This window comes from Paenibacillus sp. FSL H3-0333 (genome assembly GCF_038002805.1).
In the GTDB taxonomy this organism is placed as follows: Bacteria; Bacillota; Bacilli; order Paenibacillales; family Paenibacillaceae; genus Paenibacillus_AQ; species Paenibacillus_AQ silagei.
Genome location: NZ_JBBODG010000001.1, coordinates 2,967,993 through 2,982,830, shown reverse-complemented (window position 1 = coordinate 2,982,830; position 14,838 = coordinate 2,967,993). Strand labels below are relative to the sequence as shown.

The 14,838-nt window shown below is 53.0% G+C and carries 14 protein-coding genes; 4 read left to right on the top strand and 10 right to left on the bottom strand.

The window, feature by feature from the left end:
- Window positions 1-130: 130 nt before the first annotated feature.
- The 3 genes from MHH78_RS12940 to MHH78_RS12930 are packed head-to-tail and all read right to left on the bottom strand — an operon-like array spanning window position 131 to window position 3,843.
- On the bottom strand, window positions 131-2,083 hold the full coding sequence (locus MHH78_RS12940) for a PTS fructose transporter subunit IIABC (protein WP_341167644.1): 1,953 nt from the start codon (window positions 2,081-2,083) through the stop codon (window positions 131-133).
- A gap of 47 nt (window positions 2,084-2,130) precedes the next feature.
- Window positions 2,131-3,042, bottom strand: a complete 912-nt coding sequence (pfkB, locus tag MHH78_RS12935; RefSeq protein ID WP_341170327.1) for a 1-phosphofructokinase — start codon at window positions 3,040-3,042, stop codon at window positions 2,131-2,133.
- A 39-nt stretch (window positions 3,043-3,081) separates the two neighbouring features.
- The gene (locus MHH78_RS12930; RefSeq protein WP_036731798.1) at window positions 3,082-3,843 is read right to left on the bottom strand and encodes a DeoR/GlpR family DNA-binding transcription regulator; all 762 of its coding nucleotides are present in this window, start codon (window positions 3,841-3,843) and stop codon (window positions 3,082-3,084) included.
- 346 nt (window positions 3,844-4,189) lie between these two features.
- On the opposite strand from MHH78_RS12930, the gene MHH78_RS12925 reads away from it, so the two are divergent.
- Window positions 4,190-4,507 (top strand): hypothetical protein, encoded by a 318-nt coding sequence (locus tag MHH78_RS12925; RefSeq protein WP_341167643.1) that lies wholly within the window; start codon window positions 4,190-4,192, stop codon window positions 4,505-4,507.
- 26 nt (window positions 4,508-4,533) lie between these two features.
- Here MHH78_RS12925 and MHH78_RS12920 read toward each other — a convergent pair whose 3' ends face one another.
- Window positions 4,534-5,001 carry a hypothetical protein gene (locus MHH78_RS12920; protein WP_341167642.1) on the bottom strand — a complete coding sequence of 156 codons (468 nt, stop codon included), beginning with the start codon at window positions 4,999-5,001 and terminating at the stop codon, window positions 4,534-4,536.
- 184 nt (window positions 5,002-5,185) lie between these two features.
- On the opposite strand from MHH78_RS12920, the gene MHH78_RS12915 reads away from it, so the two are divergent.
- On the top strand, window positions 5,186-6,322 hold the full coding sequence (locus tag MHH78_RS12915) for an AI-2E family transporter (RefSeq protein WP_341167641.1): 1,137 nt from the start codon (window positions 5,186-5,188) through the stop codon (window positions 6,320-6,322).
- Between the two features lie 262 nt (window positions 6,323-6,584).
- On the opposite strand, the gene MHH78_RS12910 is transcribed toward MHH78_RS12915, so the two are convergent.
- The 6 genes from MHH78_RS12910 to MHH78_RS12885 form a co-directional block, all read right to left on the bottom strand.
- Entirely contained in the window at window positions 6,585-7,886 is a 1,302-nt protein-coding gene (locus tag MHH78_RS12910) for an IS1380 family transposase (RefSeq protein ID WP_341167640.1), read from the bottom strand.
- 221 nt (window positions 7,887-8,107) lie between these two features.
- Complete coding sequence (locus MHH78_RS12905) at window positions 8,108-9,667, bottom strand: IS1182 family transposase (protein WP_341167639.1); 1,560 nt, start codon at window positions 9,665-9,667, stop codon at window positions 8,108-8,110.
- Between the two features lie 456 nt (window positions 9,668-10,123).
- On the bottom strand, window positions 10,124-10,528 hold the full coding sequence (locus MHH78_RS12900) for a hypothetical protein (RefSeq protein WP_076079955.1): 405 nt from the start codon (window positions 10,526-10,528) through the stop codon (window positions 10,124-10,126).
- 31 nt (window positions 10,529-10,559) lie between these two features.
- Window positions 10,560-11,228, bottom strand: a complete 669-nt coding sequence (ung, locus tag MHH78_RS12895) for a uracil-DNA glycosylase (RefSeq protein WP_076079956.1) — start codon at window positions 11,226-11,228, stop codon at window positions 10,560-10,562.
- A gap of 71 nt (window positions 11,229-11,299) precedes the next feature.
- Entirely contained in the window at window positions 11,300-11,965 is a 666-nt protein-coding gene (gene rnhA / locus MHH78_RS12890) for a ribonuclease H (protein WP_339249633.1), read from the bottom strand.
- Between the two features lie 157 nt (window positions 11,966-12,122).
- The gene (locus MHH78_RS12885) at window positions 12,123-12,698 is read right to left on the bottom strand and encodes a TetR/AcrR family transcriptional regulator (protein WP_341167638.1); all 576 of its coding nucleotides are present in this window, start codon (window positions 12,696-12,698) and stop codon (window positions 12,123-12,125) included.
- A gap of 87 nt (window positions 12,699-12,785) precedes the next feature.
- Between MHH78_RS12885 and MHH78_RS12880 the strand changes: the two genes are divergently transcribed.
- Both MHH78_RS12880 and MHH78_RS12875 read left to right on the top strand, forming a co-directional pair.
- Complete coding sequence (locus MHH78_RS12880) at window positions 12,786-13,340, top strand: hypothetical protein (protein ID WP_341167637.1); 555 nt, start codon at window positions 12,786-12,788, stop codon at window positions 13,338-13,340.
- 93 nt (window positions 13,341-13,433) lie between these two features.
- A complete protein-coding gene (locus MHH78_RS12875) occupies window positions 13,434-14,795 on the top strand; it encodes a metallophosphoesterase (RefSeq protein ID WP_341167636.1) in 1,362 nt (453 codons plus the stop codon).
- Window positions 14,796-14,838 lie beyond the last annotated feature (43 nt).

Genomic DNA, 14,838 nt, shown 5'->3' with positions numbered 1-14,838 from the left:
ACCGAAATAAGACACCAAATTGGAGGGACAAGCGTAAAACAGCCCTGTTTTAGGCTCTAAATGGCAAAAACCGCCTGGGAGCAGAGGTCTGTCTCTACTCCCAAGCGGTTTCAGGGAAAGGCAAGATACGTTATTTTGCTGTGATCGGCTTCTTCCAGAGCCCCAGGATCAGACCGGAAATCACGGAACCGATCAGCACAGATAACAGGAACAGCGCGGCATTGCTGGACAGGAAGGCTACGAACACACCGCCATGCGGTGCGGGAACGTTGAGGTTCCATAGTTGGGTAAGCCCGCCAGCTACGGCAGAGCCCAGAATACAAGAGGTGAGTACCCGCAGCGGATCAGCCGCAGCGAACGGAATGGCCCCTTCGGTGATGAACGACAAGCCCAGCACATAGTTGGTTACACCGGATTTGCGTTCGGTCTCCGTGAATTTATTCTTGAAGAACGAGGTTGCCAAGGCAATCGCCAGCGGAGGCACCATCCCTCCGGCCATCACTGCTGCCATCATCATTCCGTTTGTATTGCCGCTGGACGTAAACACGCCGATGGCAAAGGTGTAGGCTGCCTTGTTGAATGGACCGCCCATATCAATGGCCATCATCCCGCCAAGCACCAAGCCCAGCAGAATCTTGTTGCCGGTACCCAGATTGTTAAGCGCATCGGTCAGTCCTCCGTTAATCCAGCTGAATAACGGATCGAACAGGAAGAACATAACCGCGCCGGTAATTAGCAAACTGAATACGGGATAGAGCAGAATCGGCTTCAGACCGTCCAGTGTGCGCGGCAGGCCGGAGAAGGCTTTGCGGAGCATTACCACTACATAACCAGCCAGGAACCCGGCAGCCAGACCGCCGAGGAAGCCTGAATTGGAGTTAAGGGCCATCAGACCGCCAACCATACCCGGCATCAGCGCAGGCCGGTCACCGATGCTCATCGCGATAAATCCGGCAAGGATCGGAATCAGGAAGTGGAAGGCTCCGTCACCGCCGCCGATGCTCTGCAGCAGCTTGACCAGCGCATTGTCGGGACTGGCCACCTGTTCAATCAGGAAGGAGATCGCCAGCAGAATGCCTCCGCCGACTACGAACGGCAGCATATGCGAGATGCCGTTCATCAGGTCTTTGTAGATTTTGCTTCCAATAGAACCGGACTTCACAGGTGCTGAGCCTTCTTCATTGCGTCCAGAGCCGCGGTAGATAGGTGCATCTCCTGCAACTGCGATCCGGATCAGCTCCTCTGACTTGCGGATACCGTCGCTAACCGGTCGCTGAAGCACAGGCTTGCCGCTGAAGCGCTCCATCTCCACGTTCTTGTCGGCGGCAACAATGACCCCGCTGGCCCGGGCGATCTCGTCTGCGGTCAGCACATTCTGCGCACCCTCTGAGCCATTGGTTTCGACACGGATATTGACCCCCATCTCCTTGGCCTTCTTCTTGAGAGCATCCTCAGCCATGAAGGTATGGGCGATTCCAGTAGGACATGCTGTTACAGCAACAACGAAGCTCTGTGAATCGGGGTTCCCGGTAATCATCCGTGCCGGTTCAGCTTGCGGCGCAGCTGCCTTCGGTGCAGCATCCTTCACCGCCGCTGCCTTAGCTTCCGCTTCTGCCTGGGCTTCCGCCTCCGCTTGCTTGGCATCGAATAAGGCGGACACCTCGGCAGGTGTCTTCGCACCCATGAGCTGTTCGATGAATTCGCTTTCAATGAGCAACCTGGACAGTGCGGCAAGTGTTCGCAGGTGCATATTTCCAGCTCCGTCCGGCGCGGCGATCATGAAGAATATATGGGCCGGCGCTTCATCCAGGGAGGCGAAATCAATTCCGGCGCTGCTCTTCGCAAATACTACTGTTGCTTCGCTAACTGCCTTGGTCTTGGCATGAGGCATGGCAATACCTCCGCCGATGCCTGTGCTGGACTGGGCTTCCCGTTCCAGAATCTTCTCCTTGAACAGCTTCGCATCCGTGATGCGTCCGCTGGCCGCGAGACTGGCAATCAGCTCGTCAATGGCTCCTTCCTTCGTTGTAGCCTGCAGCTCCATAATCATCGTTTCCTGTATCATCAAATCTGTAATTTTCATCAATTCTCAACTCCCCGAATGTACTTGAACCTGTTAACCTCTCTTATTCATAGCTGAGATATGGCAATAAGCGGACGAAGCTCTTCAATTAATGCCCGGTCTGCCAGATCATCGGAGAACGCTGTGGCACTTCCTGAAGCCACACCGGCACGGAATGCTTCCAGCACATTCCCTGTCAGCGACAAGGTGCCCACGAATCCGGCAATCATCGAATCTCCCGCACCTACTGAATTCCTAACCTGGCCCTTAGGAGCGCTGGCGTGGAAGACTTCTTGCCCAGTAATGAACAATGCGCCTTCGCCAGCCATGGAGACCAGTACATGCTTGGCGCCGCCCGTAAGCAGCTTGCGTCCGTAAGTGATAATCTCCTCCCGGGTGCTGATCTGAACTCCGAACAGCTCTGCCAGCTCATGGTGATTCGGCTTGACCAGCAGCGGTCCCTGGGATAAGGCGTCCTGCAAGGCCTGCCCGGTCGTATCAATAACGAACTCCGCACCCTTCTGCTTGCATACTGCAATCAGCCTGCTGTAGAAATCTCCGCCCAGCGAAGGTGGCGTGCTGCCTGACAGAATCACTATGTCACCTGGCTTCAGGGCTTCCAGCTTGTTCAGCAGCGAAGCCGTCTCGGTCTCCGTAATGACAGGACCGGCCCCGTTAATCTCCGTCTCCTGGCCTGCTTTAAGCTTAATATTGATCCGGGTATCGTCCGCAATATGAACGAAGTCGCCGGAGATCCCCTCCTGGCCCAGCCAGGTATCAATGTAGCCGCCGGTGAAGCCGCCCAGAAATCCGGTTGCCGTATTCTCAACGCCCAGCTGCTTCAGAACGCGGGATACGTTGATTCCCTTCCCGCCGGGCAGCTTCATATCGCGCTTCATCCGGTTGAGTCCGCCTAGTGTTAACTCTTCTACCTCCACGATATAATCGACGGAAGGATTGAGTGTCACAGTATAGATCATCATTCATCCCTCATTTATAATGTTTGTCTTCCCATCCCGTCACACCAGTGTATAATCCACATCCAGCTTCTCAAGCTGCCTCCGGAAGCTATCCGGTATCCCCGTATCCAGAATGCAGTGGTCCATCTCCTGCAGATCTGCGACCTTACAGAAGGAGATCTGCCCAATTTTGCTATGGTCGGCCAGCAGGATCGTCTGCTTCGCTACAGCAATCATTTTGCGCTTGGTGGCCGCTTCCAGCATATTCGGGGTCGTAATCCCTTCGCGGATATCCAGCCCGTTGGTGCCGAGGAATGCCTTATCTACCCGAACCATATCCAGCGAGCGTTCGGTCATCGGTCCGACAAAAGCCATGGTGTCCGGCCTTAGCATCCCACCTGTAATAGACACCTCAATATGGCGGCAGTCCTTCAGCTCGTTCAGCGCCATGATTGAGTTGGTAATGACCTTGAGATTGCGGAACGATTTTAGCGCCCGGGCAATCTGTAGGGTGGTGGTACCTCCGTCAAGGAGAATGGCATCACCATCCTCAATCATCTCCACAGCCTTCCCGGCAATCCGCAGCTTCTCTTCCAGGAACCGGTCTTCCTTGTCAGGAACCGCCGCTTCAAAGTTCACACTCTGCAGGGATACCGCCCCGCCATGCGTACGCTTCAGCAGCCGCGCTTCCTCCAGCTCCTTGAGGTCCCGGCGGATGGTCGATTCCGAGACGGACAGCTCCTGGCCCAGCTCCTGAACCGAGGCTCTTGTATGCTTCTCGACAAACAGCAGAATCATCCGTTTGCGTTCTTCTTCAAACATGCAGCTCACTCCTTAGGATGTGCAGCTACCCGCTGCCGGATTCCTATATATACAGTAACTACTGAATTGAAAGATAAGATGACTGGATTCAAATCACTCGTGACTGATGTTGATCGTTTGTGCTCATTTATGATTGTAACAGCGTTTTCATGAACTGTAAAGAGGCTACTATTCCAGCCGGATACACTACTGATGTAAGAATTGGCGTATGCTCTGCTCATTTATGCTCATTTCAACCTTGTAACTATATGATCCAGTGCGGTAAATTACCTCCCGATTGCCCATTTCACAATGGCAGCGAGCGACATATTTATATTACATATGGGGAAAAGCGGGTGAACAGGAGATGGCCTATTACAATAACAACGGATATGGCAGCGCGGGAGGTAACGGCGGTAATGGCAGCAACGGCGGCATTAACGGCCACGGAGGGGGCGGCAGTGACGGCCCAGTAGAAACCGAGGAGCTCAGTGCAGAGGATTATGCGATTATTGCTGCCGGCTTCGGCGTGCTCGGGGAACTGTTTGCTTTTTTCTCTCTGGTAAAAGCCAAGCAGGTGACCAAGGAAACAGGCGGACAGGTAGGGGCCGGCATCGACCCGGTGCTGTTCGTACAGAACCGCAAAAAAAAAGCAGCCAGACGAAAGTCCCGCCGGCTGCGTTGATCCCTTATCTTTTCCGAACCCATCACTTACTTCAAAGGTATGACATCATGCTTCGCAAATATGGTCTGCACTCTCTCCCGCAGCTCCTCTTCGGGCAGAAGGACAATGACAATAATATGCTCCAGATCAGCATGCTCCGCATACGCCTCCGCGTCATCTTGCGGAATCCCCATTCCGATCAGGCTGACCGCAAGGCCGTCTGTCTCCAGATCCGCCCCCGCGAGCTTGCGGGCTGCCGGACCTGCTGCGACCGCAGAATCCGCGACCATATCCAGGCCTACCCCAAGCCCGCGGGCTGTACCGTACAAGCCATTATTCCCCTGCCCCGTCTCCACATCTCCAATCGCGGCATCCTTGCTGATGATCTCCAGCGTATTCTTCTGCTTCGTGACAGCTGAGATATGCTTCGCCTTGATCCCATTCTTCTTCAATTCTTTGATCGCCAGCACCGCATCACTCCGGTGTCCAAAAATCCCCAATACCAATGTTGGCATGCGGCATCCCTCCAATTCCTGCTACTGCAATATTACCACTCTGCTACTGCGATATTACCACTCTGCCTGTGGCTTGAATCCCGCATGTGGCGGCGGCTCCCGGTCTGGCCTGAATCAATCTCTTCTATTTGGGTTATAAAGATACGTATACATAAACATAACTTAAGAGATAGGGGGGGCTGCTGTGCTTCAAAGCAAGTATTTTCGGACCTGCCTGGCCATTATCGCCTTTTTGACGATTCTGTACCTGGGCTCGAAGGTCATTTTTCTGTTCACACCGCTGGTATCTATCATTCAACTGCTGCTCGTACCCATGATGCTGTCGGGCTTTATGTATTATCTTCTGCGGCCGATTGTCAACTATCTGGGGACCAAAAATGTTAACCGCGGGCTGTCCGTCCTGCTGATTTATCTTGTGTTCACCGGACTGTTCGTCTTATTCTGGGTGCTGGTCTGGCCTACACTGCGCGAGCAAATCCAGAATTTCATCGACAATACGCCGTATCTGGTCGAGGGTATACAAAACCAGTTCAACAAGCTCCAGAATGATCCGTCGTTCTCCCGCTTCTTCAAGGGTGACACGGATGTGACCACACGCCTGACGGAGTATGTGAACAGTGCCATTAACTGGGTGACCAATTCGATGTCCAACCTGATCACAGTGATCTCCAGTATTGTCGTGGTTATCGCTACCCTGCCAATTATTCTCTATTACATGCTGAAAGACGGGCACAAGCTGTCCCCGATTCTTCAGGGCCTGATTCCGAAGAAATACCGCAAGGAAGGCCAGGAGATGTTCAAGGATATCGACTCTGCACTCAGCGGCTTCATCGTTACACGTGTCCTGCTTAATGTGGTGCTGGGCATCTTGCTATACATCGGATTTTTGCTGATCGGCCTGCCTTATTCTCTGCTGCTCGCCGTGATCTCCATCCCGCTGAATTTCATTCCCTATGTGGGCTCGCTGCTGGCGGCGGTTCCCGTTGTTATCGTGGGGTTCATCGAATCGCCTTCACTCGCGATCTGGTCAGCGGTCGTCATTCTGATCGCGCAGCAGATTCAGGATAACGTGCTGTCACCGGTCATCTATGGCAAGTCGCTGGATGTTCACCCGCTCACAACAGTGCTGCTTGTACTCGTGGGGGGCGACTTCTATGGACTGATCGGCGTCCTCATTGCGCTTCCGGTCTATATGATTATCAAAATCATCTTCCTGCGCATTTACGAGATCATTGTCGCCGAACGGGTGGATCAACCCGTACCCGAGCCAGGTGCTCCGCCGGGGATTGAGATTGAGATCGTCAAGGACGATAAGGTATAGCAAGTGGAAACGGCTTTGCCGTCCTTTTAAAGGACGGTACCGTTTCAGCGAGAAATAGAAAGATAAGTTATCGTGTCCAACATATAAACCTGAATTTCGAAAGTGTGTAATAGCAAGGAAACCAAAGACTGGCCGTTCGAAAAACCTGTAAAAATCAGGGTGTGTTAACAGGGGGGATATTCCAAAATCATGGTTCTGCATACAACTCCCCCCACCCCAGAAGACCAGGCATCTGAATTTCCATGTTAAATTTTAGAAGCCTTCATTCGAGCTGGGCGATTCGAGATTCTATTCGTTTCCAGGCGTAGCGGTTTGCAAATTCCTTCGTCAATTTGAGGACGGTGGTTCGACTGTGACTCACCAGCGTCGCTGCACACTGAAAGAATTCCAGACGAAACCTTGCGATCGTATACCCGTGATGAACCGGTTCACAGCAATCTCGTTTAAAGCGCTCATACAGGTTGTATGCGAGCAATTTGACGAGCAAATCGATTTCATTGGCGTCGAAGGAGCTTGTTGCAATTTTGTCGATGGCAAACCCGCGCTTGGCTTCCTTGATATAGTTCTCCATGCAGCACCGCTGGTTGTAAAAACGCCACAAATCGATGGATTCCCAGTCTAAATTGGTGACCATCGCTTCGTATTCCCAGTCGGTATCCAGGAGGAGACAAGCTTGGTCGTCTTGAATGACTTTCGCTTTGCGGATGACGGCGACTCGCCTGGATTTTGTCCAAGAAGTCGCAGGATACCAAAGGGTGAGCCCTTCCAGGATCCAGTCTTCGTCGACGTAGCGTGTCCAGTACGGACAGGCAGCGACTTCTGCGGCCAGTCGCTTCGTCCACTTGATTTTGCCCACATAGCCAATCTGCCGCTCTTCCCAGAGCGAATAAAAGTCTTCGCCGCCAAAGCCTTTGTCAAACCGGGCATACTGGACGGAGTGCTGGCCCAAGAGGCTAAAGGTCTCTTCCAGAAAAACAGACGCCTCCGTGGAGGAGTGAACGTTTCCGCCGCGTAATACGGCATTCAGGCATACGCGGGATTGTCCCTCGAAAGCAAGCAAGGGATGGTAGCTTTTGCGACCCGGCTTATGCGAGTTCACTCCTTTGGCGGCCTTGGCCTGATTCCCATAGACCGTCTCCACGGTGGAATCCAAATCGAGAATGAGCTTGGAGGGCAGAACCGGCCGAATCACTTCGAGATTTACTTGCCGGAGTTCCAAGGGGACAGAGGGCTTCCGTTTGGCCAGTCGAGCCAGTTCCTTGTACAGCAGGGAGTGGTGCGGACAGCGTCCACCGAGAAAACGCTTAAGCAGGGAGTCCTTTTGCCATCTCCGAAAGTGAAACAGACGCTCACAGCCTAAGACCCAGCCGATGATGAGATACAGCAGAATGTGGTGCACGGGGAACCGCGCATTGCGGGCTTTGCCTCCGGATACGGTGTGCAGCACCTGGCGCAGTTTGATTTTTTCGAGATATTCGAGGAAGATTTTGCTTCCTCCGATGCTTGTCGATTGAGCCAGAGAAAATTCGGTCTTGATTTTAGAAATAGATGTGGTAGACTTCACCTAAAAGGTGCTCCTCTCTTTGGGTGATGTTGTTGTCGTAAACACCATTCTACCAAAGGTTCGAGCCCTTTTTTTGTTTTTATAGAAGATTACTTTCGAAATTCAGGATAAATTCTATATTTTAAAACAAGGGGCTGTCCCAAAAGTAGATACTCTACTGGTGGGGAAAAATCCCATGCCTTCTTAAAAGATTAATTTGTAAGAAAGGGAGCGATTCTCCGTTATTGGAGGATCGCTCCCTTGCGTTTCTGGTCATTCGCTGCTTGCTTCAGCAGGTTGTGAGCAAGCGAAAGCCAACCGACCTCTAGCGTCACTTTTTCCATGCCGCGAAGCAGAAAGCGCCGGAAGCCCCGGTTATTCTTTAATTGTCCAAATACACTTTCCGGCTCCGTCATTCGACGTACGGCCAATAGATAGCCTTCCTCGCTTCGGAGGATTTCTTTCGCCTGTTTCTGGTATCTAAGCCGCTCCAAACTGACTGCGATTTCCCGGTTTCCGCTTCCCTTCGTGCAGTTTTCTTTTAACGGACAACCTCCGCAGCTTTGACTTTGGTAATGACGCTTCTTAATTTCGTATCCACTCTCTGTGGTTTCCTTGCTCTCTCGTTGGAAATACAGCGGGTGTCCAGCTAAACACGTCCAGCGATCCTCGGATCCGTCGTAGGTCCAGTTCTCGATTTTTCCGACCTGGGCTTTCCAGGCTTTGCTCTTTTCTTTGTGGTAGGTGCTGTATTTCACGACGGCCTGTAGCTCGCTCTTTTCCAGATAGGCGTAGTTTTCTTCACTTCCATAGCCGGCATCTGCAATGACCGTCTTTGGAAGTTTCCCGAGGAATTGCTTTGTTTTTTCCAGATGTGGTTCTAAACAGCGGGTGTCACCCGGTCTTTGATGGAGACTGTAGGTTAAAATAAATTGGTTTTCGGTCCCGATCTGTAGATTGTAACCTGGCTTCAGTTGGCCATTTCGCATGTGATCTTCTTTCATCCGCATAAACGTTGCCTCGGGATCGGTCTTGCTGAAACTGTTCCGGTCCCCAAGCAGCTTTTGATATTGTTCGTACTTCTGCAGTCGAGGGAGCAAATCCTTACGCAACGACCGAACCGTCTTGTTTAGGGGCTTGTCTTTCGGTTTTTCGGCAAGCTGAGCTTCAAGCTTTTGCACGGCTTGTTCGAGTTTCTCACTGTCCATTTCCGAACCCGTGCTGAGTTCAGCCAGATCTTTGCCCTGATTCTCTTGTTCTTCCTGCTCTTCGGCTGCTTCAATGTCAGCGAATAGGGCCTGCACCTTATCTTGCAGTTTCGCTTTGTGTTTGCTGACCGCTTTGCTCCAGACAAAGGTGTAGCGATTGGCATTCGCCTCGATCTTAGTTCCGTCCACAAAATAATGCTCCAGAGACACGTATTTTTCGTTAGCCAGAAACTGAAGCACGGCGGTAAATACCGTTTCGAGGACATTTCTCATCCGCTGGGAACGGAAGCGATTCAGCGTGCGGAAGTCGGGTCGCTGCCGTCCGGCCAGCCACATGAAGGGAATGTTCTCCCGGACCGCTTTGGCGATTTGGCGAGACGAATAGATTCGCTGAGTGTAAGCGTAGATGATGACTTTGGTGAGCATTTTAGGATGGTAGCTGTCACGGCCGCCGCCGGGATAGGCCGCGTCAAAAATGGCGTTGTCCAGCCGATTGACGGCGGCATTCACGACGCGAACGAGGTGATTTCCCGGGATATCTTCTTCCAGATCCATTGGCAAGCAAAGTTGGTCCATGGTATATTGAATGTACAAAGAAACCTCTCCTTTGAAATGGTTGTGTGGTAACTCCATTTTAACAAAAGAGAGGTTTCTTTTTGTGATTTTAGAAAGATTTGAAGAAACTTTTCCCACTTAAACAGCGGAGAGGACGGAACGATTGTGTAAAAGCGGCAGCGGTCGCCTTGGTCTCCGGATTTTCACCGCTAAGGGGAATGAAAAAAATCTGGAGACCACAGCGATTGGAACAACGGTCCGTTCGCGCAGCGTCCACCCAAGTGCTCACGTTGATCCTACTACAAAATAAAGAGCTATCCCAAGCAGCCATTTCATGGCTTTTGGGACAGCCCCCTTTAGCGTAGGTGATAACTCAGGTACTTTGCGGGGGCCCCAAAACATATAAATTCTTATCTTTTAATAAAAAGCCCTCCGGCGCTGATGATCTCCGCGCCGGAGGGCTTTTCAATGTACACGCTTGAATGTATCTGGACTTCATCCCCGCAGCGAGCGGACCACGAAAGTGTGGTTGCCCTTAGGCAGGTTCTGCCCGTCACGCAGCGTCACGGAGCCTTTGGTATGTGCGATGATCGTCGCATTGAATGCAACCAGCTGGTCCCCTTTCCAGACCGTAACCGCTGATTTGAAATAGACGGCATTATCAAACTGCAGACGTTCTCTCATAATATATCCGACCGAATGGAGAACCGGGGGCAAAGCCCTCTCTTTGGGAGCCAGAGCCTTGATGTACACAATATCGCGGAAAGGGACGGCAATCTCCTGATGCCCAATGACGGCTACCGAAGCTGCAAGATCCCATCTGCGCAGAACGCCTTTCATGATCGTATATGGCTGCTCGCCGCAGTACATAATGACCGGTCTGCCAACCCAATGCTTCATGGCTCCACGCCCTTCCCTGTGCCTGAACTACTTATACCTTCGGTATGGACCAGTCTATGCCCTTAAGCCCATGCTGCTCCAGATACTGGTTGGCCTGAGAGAACGGGCGGCTGCCGAGAAATCCGCGGTGTGCAGAGAACGGGCTCGGGTGCGGGGACTGGATCACCTTGTGTCTGCTGCGGTCCACTACCGCGCCCTTAAGCTGGGCATGGCTGCCCCACAGGATGAAGACCATCGGTTCCGTCCGTTCGTTCAGCTTCTCCATAATGGCATCCGTGAAGGTCTCCCAGCCCAGCCCCTTATGCGAATTCGGCTGGCCCTCGCGTACTGTCAGTACGGCATTGAGCATCAGCACGCCCTCCTCCGCCCAGTGCAGCAGCGATCCGTGGCCCGGCACCTCCAACCCGAGATCACTGTGCAGCTCAGCGTAGATATTGCGCAGAGACGGCGGAATCCTTACACCCGGCTCTACCGAGAAGCTAAGGCCATGGGCCTGTCCTGCGCCGTGATAAGGGTCCTGTCCGAGAATGACTACCCGGGTCTTACTGTAAGGCGTCAGCTTCAGCGCCGAGAACAGCTTGTCCTTCGGGGGATAGACTGTATACTGCTTGTACTCGCGTGCCAGGGCATAGCGCAATTCCTCAAAGTAAGGCTTCTGCGTCTCTTCCTGCAGCACTTCATCCCAATCGTTGCCAAACATTCGGTTCTCCTCCCAATTCCCCTGCTATTAGTATTGTTTCATTACCTGTTATTAACCAGAATAACAGGAACTTATTTGCGGCCATAGTCCGCCTTGATCTCGCCCCATGACTTCGTCTGCCATTTCAGCACCTTGTTGTCATAAGTATGGCTGCGCAGCCAGCTCTCCGCCCGGTCAATCAGCTGCCAGATCTCCTCTGTAGAGGCATCCCGGGGCAAGGTCGTCGCCACCTTTTTCTGTTTGACCCATTTCATTGCATTGACAGAATCACTGTAGACCGTCTTGCTGCTGCCTTCCTGCTTAAGATGAGCCAGAGCATGCACAATCGCCAGGAACTCTCCGAGGTTATTAGTCCCTTTACGGATCGGACCGCAGGAGAAAATCACATCCCCGGTCTGGGTATCTACGCCTTTGTATTCGACCGGTCCGGGATTCCCCCGGGTGCCTACATCCACGGAGATGCTGTCATAATCAATCTCCTCAGATGTCTCCACGCCGGCACTCCGGCTCCAGGACTTGCCTGATTTGCTTGTGCCGGACGCCCCTGAAGCTGCCGCACCGGTTCCCCAGTTGCCCTTCCAGCCTGCCTTGAAGGCTGTCTCAGCCGCCGCCTTGCTCTCATAGGACTTATATTTCGCTCCGGTATAATGATCCGTCTGCGCCTGGCATTCCGCCCATGTATTGTAGACTCCGGGCTGCTTGCCTTCCCATACAACGTAGTATTTCTGCTTAGCCATTCCTGTTGCTCCCTCCTGCCGGTGTAACCTTATCCAGAAACCTATTGTAATGCATACCGCGTTCATATTGAAGCCTGAACACACTCACACGCCTGCTGCCAGCCCGAATATCTATTTGGATAAATACCGGCAGGCGCGTTCATACTAATACGGCAGCTCAGTCCAGCACAGCCAGCGTAGTATTAATAATGGTCTGGAGCTTGCCCGCATCCCTCGTTGCCTTGACCATAACCCGCAGTCCAACCAGGGCATTGTGCAGATAAGCAGCAAGCGCCGGAGCCGCATGCCGGGAGGAGAGTTCTCCGGTCTCCTGTCCATGCAGGATCAGCTGTTCCATTAATCTCTCGGTATTCAAAAAAGCCTCATTGGCCCGCTCAGCAGCTTCCGGATCATGAGCCGACAGCTCCACTGCCGTATTCACCAGCATACAGCCCTTCGGCTCCGCTTCACTTCTGTAAACTGTGGCTTCGAATAAGAGGCGGATGGCAGCCTTGGCAGAGGTGATGCCCTCGATCCGGCTTTCCAGCCGGGAGCTTTGAAGGGCTGCAAAGCGCTCCAGCGCTTTTATATATAAGGTATGCTTGTCTCCAAAGGTGTCATACATGCTTCGCTTGTGAATTCCCATGCCGGCTACAAGATCCTGCATGGACGTCTTCTCATAGCCCTGCTGCCAAAAAATCGTCATTGCCTTGAGCAATACATCATCAATGTCAAACTCTTTGCTTCGCGCCATGATCATGCTCCTTTCGCGGTCTATTTTACCATTTATAGAACGATCGGTAAATATCTCACCCTTACACACCCCAAGGAGGTTAACACAATGAGAAAGTTCGCAGTAGTACTTGCAGCATTCACCCTGACCCTGCTTATCGGATGCGGCAACGCAAACAAAAATGCAGGCAACACCGGCACAGCAGCAAACACGGGCAATACGGCGGCTACCGCTGCCCCGGATGCAGTCACTTCGGCTTCGGTGGTCGACAACGGCGAAGCCTTCAAGAAGGCGATCAGCAAGGACGGCACCTGGATTGCAGCCACCCTGAAAGACCTGAGCTTCTCGGAGGAGCTTGTGGTGGACGGACAATTCATTAACAAGGAAGAACCTGCCCGCAAAATCGCGCTCTATACCCAGGATGCCGATCACAACATCACGAACTCCTTCAAGCTCACCGCCCCCAAATTGACGATCCGCAGCGAGAATGCCCGGATTCAGGGAGGGACCTTTGTGGGTGATGTCTATGTGGAGGCTGACGGCTTCGCCGTCGTGAATGCCACCATTGAAGGCAATGTCTATTTCTCCGATGCCAAGTACCAGGCTACCTATACGGCAGCTGATCAGGGTAAGGTAACCGGCGTCACCGAAGTGAAAAAATAATGCGGCAGGGTGCGGGGGGTTCCTCTTCGGGCAAGCGGCCGGGGAGAATACCCCTTTTTCTTGTTGTTGCCCGCGAAAAGAGGTGCTGGCCTAATGAAGTTCATCCATAAGTATGCTATTCTTCCTCTTCTGCTCCTGATGCTCTCATCCTGCGGCGGACAGGATGTAGCGGAGCCGGAGCCGCAATACCGGATTCAGTCCGGCCATGATCTGAGGATTCTGACGACGAGCGACACCCATTATTTAGCGCAGGAGCTTAGGGACCTCGGGCCTGCCTTCCAGCAGTTTCTGGCTGCCGGTGACGGCAAGCAGCTCGGCTACAGCAAGGAAATGCTAGAGGCGCTGGGCTATGATATCGGAATCCGCAAGCCGGATGTGGTGATTATCAGCGGGGATCTCAGCAACAACGGGGAAGAAGCCAGCCATAAGGAGCTGGCCGGACATCTGAAGCGCATTGAGCAAGACACCGGAACCCGGATCTATGTGATCCCGGGCAATCATGACATCCGGAATCCCTGGGCCCGGAGCTTCCGCGATAAGCGCCAATACGCCACAGATTCCGTGAGCGCCAAGGCATTCCGCCAAATCTATGGCAGCTTCGGTTATGATGAGGCCCTGCTGAAAGACGAGGATTCGCTCAGCTATCTGGCTGCCCCGTCAGAGGAGCTATGGCTGCTCATGCTGGATACTGCACAGTATGAGGACAATAAAGCGCTGGGCCATCCCCAGCTGGAGGGCCGGGTCAGTGACCAGACCCTGGAATGGATCGCCGCCTGCGGCGCAAAGGCCGCTGCCGCAGGCGCGCAGCTCGTGACGGTCATGCATCACAGCCTGCTGAATCACAGTGAATTCATTCAGGAGGGCTTCACTGTAGAGGACCATACCAAGGTTACAGATGCCTTGATGCAGAGTGGTGTACGGACGGTTCTCAGCGGGCATATACACATTCAGGACATCAGTGAATATAGCCATGACGGGGAGCGTATCTATGACATCGCCAGCATTGCTTTATCTGTTTTTCCCCATCAATACGGACTCTTAACCTATTCCTCCGCCCGTCAGACTCTGGATTACAGCACACAGCGATTAGGGATGGAGCAATGGGCAGCAGCCACCGGCAATACCGATCCGAATCTGCTGGGCTTCAGGGCCTACAGTGAAGCCAATTTCCGCAAGCGGTCTGCGACCCGGAGTTATTCCCGTCTGGCTGAAGATCCCGCTTACGCCAGTTATACGGAGACTGAGCTGAAGCAAATGGCTGACGTTGTCGGAAGGCTGAACGAGAATTACTTCGCAGGCTCTGCCAGTGCGGGCAATGCCGCCGTGACCGCCACAGCAGGCTACCGGCTCTGGCAGGACGCCCCGGCAAGCGGAACGAGAAGCTATGTTCTGGAGATGGCCTCGCAGCAGCCGAAGAACAATCATGAACTGCATGTCCAGCTTCCTCAGCGGTGATGTTTGAAAAAATGGAAATAGGTGTAAAATAGACAAGTATGCT